General features: G+C 73.4%; 6 protein-coding genes. 1 reads left to right on the top strand and 5 read right to left on the bottom strand.

What is annotated here, in order from left to right; all coding sequences use genetic code 11:
* Positions 1-544: 544 nt before the first annotated feature.
* The 5 genes from AB0917_RS33530 to AB0917_RS33510 all read right to left on the bottom strand — a co-directional run bounded on the left by AB0917_RS33530 (position 545) and on the right by AB0917_RS33510 (position 4,837).
* Positions 545-1,900 carry a deoxyribodipyrimidine photo-lyase gene (locus tag AB0917_RS33530; RefSeq protein WP_366823490.1) on the bottom strand — a complete coding sequence of 452 codons (1,356 nt, stop codon included), beginning with the start codon at positions 1,898-1,900 and terminating at the stop codon, positions 545-547.
* Positions 1,901-1,979: 79 nt separating this feature from the next.
* The gene (locus tag AB0917_RS33525; protein ID WP_366823489.1) at positions 1,980-2,732 is read right to left on the bottom strand and encodes an anti-sigma factor; all 753 of its coding nucleotides are present in this window, start codon (positions 2,730-2,732) and stop codon (positions 1,980-1,982) included.
* Positions 2,729-3,313, bottom strand: a complete 585-nt coding sequence (locus AB0917_RS33520) for a sigma-70 family RNA polymerase sigma factor (protein ID WP_366823488.1) — start codon at positions 3,311-3,313, stop codon at positions 2,729-2,731. The genes AB0917_RS33525 and AB0917_RS33520 overlap by 4 nt, the downstream gene beginning before the upstream one ends.
* Before the next feature lie 127 nt (positions 3,314-3,440).
* A complete protein-coding gene (locus AB0917_RS33515; RefSeq protein ID WP_366823487.1) occupies positions 3,441-3,884 on the bottom strand; it encodes an ABA4-like family protein in 444 nt (147 codons plus the stop codon).
* Positions 3,881-4,837 carry a hypothetical protein gene (locus tag AB0917_RS33510; protein WP_366823491.1) on the bottom strand — a complete coding sequence of 319 codons (957 nt, stop codon included), beginning with the start codon at positions 4,835-4,837 and terminating at the stop codon, positions 3,881-3,883. The genes AB0917_RS33515 and AB0917_RS33510 overlap by 4 nt, the downstream gene beginning before the upstream one ends.
* A 158-nt stretch (positions 4,838-4,995) precedes the next feature.
* Here AB0917_RS33510 and AB0917_RS33505 point away from each other — a divergent pair, with 158 nt between their 5' ends.
* Complete coding sequence (locus AB0917_RS33505) at positions 4,996-5,622, top strand: MerR family transcriptional regulator (protein WP_366823486.1); 627 nt, start codon at positions 4,996-4,998, stop codon at positions 5,620-5,622.
* The last annotated feature ends 67 nt before the right edge of the window (positions 5,623-5,689 follow it).

Genomic DNA, 5,689 nt, shown 5'->3' with positions numbered 1-5,689 from the left:
CCGCCACATCCAGCTGATCGCCCTCGGTGGCGCCATCGGCACCGGCCTGTTCCTGGGTTCGGCCGGGGTGATGCAATCGGCCGGCCCGTCGATGAGTGACCGGCGCCGGCCGGTGCACGGGGGACGCGGCGGGCGAACGGCCGACCCACCGGGCACCGGGCCCGGCGAACGGGGCACGCGCCGGACGGGACCGCCGGGACCCGAGGGTCCCGCCCGTCCGCGAGGTGTTCCGATCTGCTGTCACGTGAGGGATTCGGCGCGGAACGCCCGGCGGATTGGTCCAGCGGGGACATTCACTCGATCGAGGTAGTTCCGGTCATCGGCCGATCCCTCCGCCCACCTGCATGGGGCCCCCGCCCACCTGCATGGGGCCCCGGCCACCTGCACGGGGCCCCGGCCACCTGCACGGGGCCCACGCCCACCTGCACGGGGCCCCGCCCACCTGCACGGGGCCCCCGCCCACCCGCACGGCCCCCGCCCACCGTCGCGCCCGTGAAACCGGTCGGGGCCTGTACGCGCGCGTGTCCGCAGGCCCGGCCGGTCCTCAGTCCAGCCCGCGTGCCCTCTCGAACCGGGCCCGCGCCTCGCCCAGGTCCACCACGGGCTCCGGATAGTCCAGCCCGCCCCCGGCCTTCCACGGCTCGTGGACCGCGGCCCCCTCCACCTCCGCAAGCTCCGGAACCCACCGCCGTACGTACGCGCCCTGCGGGTCGAAGCGTCTGCCCTGGACCACCGGGTTGAGCACCCGGTTGGGCCGGGTGTCCGTGCCGGTGCCCGCGACCCACTGCCAGTTCAGCTGGTTGTCGGCGATGTCGCCGTCGACCAGCAGCTCCAGGAAGTGCCGGGCCCCCACCCGCCAGTCCACGTACAGCGTCTTGGTGAGGAAGCTCGCGGCCAGCAGCCGGCCCCGGTTGTGCATCCACCCCTCGTGCGCCAGCTGCCGCATCGCCGCGTCCACCACGGGATATCCGGTCCGCCCGGCCTTCCAGGCGGCGATCTCGTCCTCGTCCGAGCGCCAGCGGTCCCGGCGCGGCCGGTAGTCGGACCAGGAGGCGTCGGGGCGGGCCGCCAGCACCTGGTGGTGGAAGTCGCGCCAGGCCAGCTGCCGGACGAACGCCTCTGCGCCCGGCCCGCCCTTCTCCTGGGCCCGGTTCGCCAGTTCGGCGGCGGAGACCGTACCGAAGTGGAGGTGGGGGGAGAGCCGGGAGGTGGCGTCCCCGGCGAGGTCGTCGTGCCTGTCGGCGTAGTCGCCCAGGCCCCCGTTCAGCCAGGACGTCGCCAGCTTGCGGGCCGCCACCTCGCCTCCGGCGGCGAGACCGGGGGAGACGTCCCCGACGCCGTCCCGGGAGGGGAGGGGGTCGGAGGGGAACTCGCCGTCCGGCAGCCGGACCGTGCGCGGTGCGGTCAGCGTGCCCCGTACCCCCGCGGCCTCCCAGCGGCGGAAGTACGGGGTGAAGACCGCGAAGTGGTCCTTGCCCGCCGGGACCACCCGGCCCGGGGCGAGCGCGGTGACCACCGCGTCATGGATGCGCAGCTCGCAGCCGGTGTCCGCCAGGGCGGTACGCAACCGCTCCTCGCGCCGTGCCGCGTACCCGCTCACCCCGGCGGCCGTGTGCACCGCCCGCGCCCCGGTCTCCTCGACCAGCCGGCGCACCTCCTCCGCCACCGCGCCCGTACGGATGATCAGCCGGCCGCCGCGTCCGCGCAGTCCGGCGTCCAGGTCCGCCAGGCAGTCGGCGAGGAACGCGAGCCGGTTGGGGGCGTCGAACCCCGCCCGGTGGACGGCGTCGTCCCGGACGAAGAGTGGGACGACCCGGTCCGCGTCCCGCAGGGCGGAACGCAGTACCGGGTTGTCGTGCAGACGTAGATCGGAGGTGAACAGCACCACCGCGACGTTCATGGAACGGGTGCTCCTTGCAGAGGGGACTGGCAGAAGGGGACTCGCAGAGGGGGACTTGCAGAGGGGACGGCGTGGGCGGTCAGGCGGTCGGGAAGTCCATCAGGGCCAGCGGTGACGAGGTCGGTTCGGCCGATCCGCCCGCCGGTTCGACGGTGATGCCCATCCCCGTCGCCCGGTCCACGGGCCCGTCCAGCAGCACCGCTTCGACGCCGGCCGAGGGGTCCATCAGGCCGGCCGACCGCATGGTGCCCTCGTCGGCGAACCAGAGCTGGTAGACCTTGCCGCTCGGCGGCCGTTCCATCCCCGAGGCGAGGAACACGGCCCGGTTCTCCCGCTGCGAGACGACGACGGTGCCGCGTGCGCCGCCGGTCAGCTCGCCCGAGGCGGTCCTCGCGTCCGGGGCGGAGAGCACCTGGGCCAGTTGCTGGTTCTGCCGCTGGGCCCGGTCCGCCTCCTGGCGGGCGTCCTGCGCCACCTGGTTCTGCCACACCGCGACCCCGCCGAAGGCGGCCGCCACCGCGACGCAGGCGGCCAGCGCGTAGGTCGACCAGCGGCCGGTGCGGCCACCACCCCCCGTACGCCCCGGTCTGCCCTGCGGCGGAGCCTCCTGGCGTACGGTCGTGATCTCCCGCAGCACCCTCTCGCGCAGCTCGCGCGGCGGAGCGTCGGCGACGGCGAGACCGAGCCGGGCGGCCGTGGCCGACAGCTCCCGCACCTCCTGGGCGCAGGCCTCGCAGTCGCTCAGATGCCGCTCGAACGCGCGGCGTTCGGTCTCGGGCAGCGCGTGCAGGGCGTAGGCCCCGGTCAGCGTGTGCAGTTCGGCCGTGCTCATGCGCTCACCCCCAGGCAGTCGCGCAGCCGGATGAGGCCGTCGCGCAGCCGGGTCTTGATGGTGCCCAGCGGCACGGTGAGGAGTTCCGCCACCTCGCGGTAGGTCAGGCCCCGGTAGTACGCCAGGGTCACGGACTGGCGCTGGAGTTCGGACAGGGTCCGCAGACAGCGGCGTACCTGCTCCCGCTCCAGCCGTGTCTCGACCTGTTCGGAGACCTCGTCGAAGGCGGGGGTGCGGTCCAGGAGCGCCGCTCTGTGCTCCCGGGCCGCCGACGCCTCGGCCGAGCGGACCCGGTCGACGGCCCGGTGGTGGGCGAGGGTCAGCACCCAGTTCATCGCGCTGCCCCGGGAGGCCTGGAAGCGGGGGGCGGTACGCCACACCTCGACCAGGACCTCCTGGGCGACCTCCTCCGACTGCGCCGGGTCGCGGAGCACACTGCGGACGAGCCCGAGCACGGGCCCGCAGACCGCGTCGTACACCCCGGCGAACGCCTCCTGGTCCCCCCGCGCGACCCGCACCAGGAGTTCCTGGAGGTCAGGTCCTGGCGAGGGCACCCTGCTGATCTGTACGGCTTCTTTCACGCGGGTTTCCTCCCGGGACGTCATAGGTTCCGGGAGTGGTTCGGAGCCGACGGCCGTCCGGATTGGTCCGATGCCCGCGATCCTTCCAGACCCCGCCCCGCCCGGCCGCGCGACGCAGCGGAGCGATTCAGCCCCGCCGCACCTCCGGCCGGTCCGCGCTCCGCCGGGTGGCGCGCAGCGCGAGGAAGGCCAGCAGCCCGAACGGCGAGAGCAGGATCGCCAGCACCAGCAGCGGGCCCATCAGCCACGGGGAGAACCCGAGCTTGCGGCCCTGGAGGAACATCCACTGTCCGATCAGCAGGTCCCAGGCGATCACCTGCGCCCACAGGGCCGCGGCGCCGTCGCCCAGGGCCGTCAGCTCGCGGAAGGTGTCGAGGTCCGGGCTGCTCACCGCCGTCCAGAGCTCGGGGAAGACCTGCACGGCCAGGACGGTGTAGACGGCGAGGAGCGGCAGGACGGTCAGGGGTGAGGAGACGATCCTGGTGGTGACGGACCAGGTGGGGGCGAAGATCATCAGCAGCCAGAAAGGGGCGGCCAGATAGAACGTGATCTCGAAGAGGGTGTTGCTCATGCCGTGAACTCCTTGCTGTGGGAAGCCGGTTCGGATTCCCGTCGTGCGGGTGCGGGTGCGGGTGCGGGTGCGGGTGCGGGTGCGGGTGCGGGTGCGGTACGCAGCGCTGACCAGACCCCGGCGGCCACCGCCACCAGGAGCGCGCCGGCGGATATGAGCGTCACCGCGTCCGGGTGGACCAGGGGCTGACCCCGGAGCGCCTGCCAGGTGGTCAGTGCGACGAGGCCCGCGTACCCGAGCGTCACCGCCCGTACGAGACGCAGCCGCACCTGCGCGTCGCGCAGCCGGGCGATCCGGGGCGCCAGCAGCACCAGGGCGATGAGGAACAGCGGGATCAGCTGGAGCGCGTGCATGCCCACGAAGTGCGGGGCCCGCAGGTCGCCGCCGGTGGTGGACCAGCCGGTCAACGGCATCGCCGGACCGCCGTCGGGCACGCCGACGGAGTGGGCGCCGATCACATCGGCGGTCTCCAGGTTCCCGGCCCGCAGTTCCGCGCTCGGCAGCGTCATCAGGAAGCCGAGCCCCGCTCCCGCCAGCGCGACGGCGACGCCGCCCCGGATCGCCCAGGCGGTCGCCCGGTCCGCGAACCGGGTGCGCAGCAGCAGGAGACCGATCACCAGGGTGGCCGCCCACAGCACGACGACCGTGATCCCCATCGCCATGAACAGGGCCCTGTCGAACGGCGTCTCGACGTTGAAGTGGCTGCGCTTCCCGCGGACGACCTGCACGGTGATGATCGCCATCTCGACGAGGGCCGTCAGGACGACCACGTTCCCCGCCCGCCGGCCGGCCCGCCGCCCCCGGGTCAGATGCTCCAGCATCCAGGCCAGCGTCAGGCCGTAGGCGGCGAAGGAGAGGGAGAACTTGAACGGCTTCGCCCAGATCGGGGCGTCCACCAGGACCCGGTCGTCGACCGCCAGGCCGACGGCGGAGACGAGAGCCCACAGGCCCATGGTGGCGGAGAAGACGACCAGTGGGCGATGCCAGGAACGCCATAACGACACGAGGAAACCCCCTGCGAGATTATGGATAGTGGGACTTACCGCTATCCGGTAGGGGCACTATCTATGATGGAGGTCGGATATGGCAAGGGCGGGAAGGCGAACACGCGGTGCGCATCGGTGAGTTGAGTCGCAGGTCCGGGGTTCCGGTACCGACGATCAAGTTCTACGTACGGGAACGGCTCCTGCCCGCAGGGGAGCTGACGAGCCCCAACCAGGCCGAGTACGGTCCGGACCATGAGCGGCGCCTGCACCTGATCCGGGTCCTGCTGGAAGTGGGCGGCCTCTCGCTCGCGGCCATCGGCGAGGTCCTGGAAGCCGCGGACGACCCCGAACGGCCGGTGATAAAGGTGCTGGGCTCGGCGGCGAAGGGTGTCCCTCCGCTCGGCGAGGGCGAGGCCGGGCCGGAGCAGGAGCGGGCCCGCCAGGATGTGGCCGAGCTGCTGGAGCGGCGCGGCTGGCAGGTCAGCGAGGAGGGCACGGCCGCCGAGTCGCTGGCCGGAGTGGTCGCCGCGATGCGCCGGGTGGGGCACGGCGGCCTGGTCGGCCTGATGGACCTCTACGCGGACGCGGCCGAGTCGGTCGCCCGCGCCGACCTCGACTACGTCATGCGCCAGGTGGAGCGCGAGGACCTGGTCGAGGGCGTCATCGTCGGTACGGTCCTGGGCGAGGCGATGTTCGGCGCGCTGCGCAGACTCGCCCACGAGGGCGTCTCGGTCCAGCGCTACGAGTCCTAGGGCGTGTCCGGCGGCGCCATACGCGCCGACGGAAGGACCCCGCCCACCGCGGCCGGTGGGCGGGGTC

The sequence above is a fragment of the Streptomyces sp. NPDC007346 genome (genome assembly GCF_040703535.1).
Classification (GTDB): Bacteria; Actinomycetota; Actinomycetes; order Streptomycetales; family Streptomycetaceae; genus Streptomyces.
This window is presented reverse-complemented; position numbering and strand designations above follow the sequence as displayed.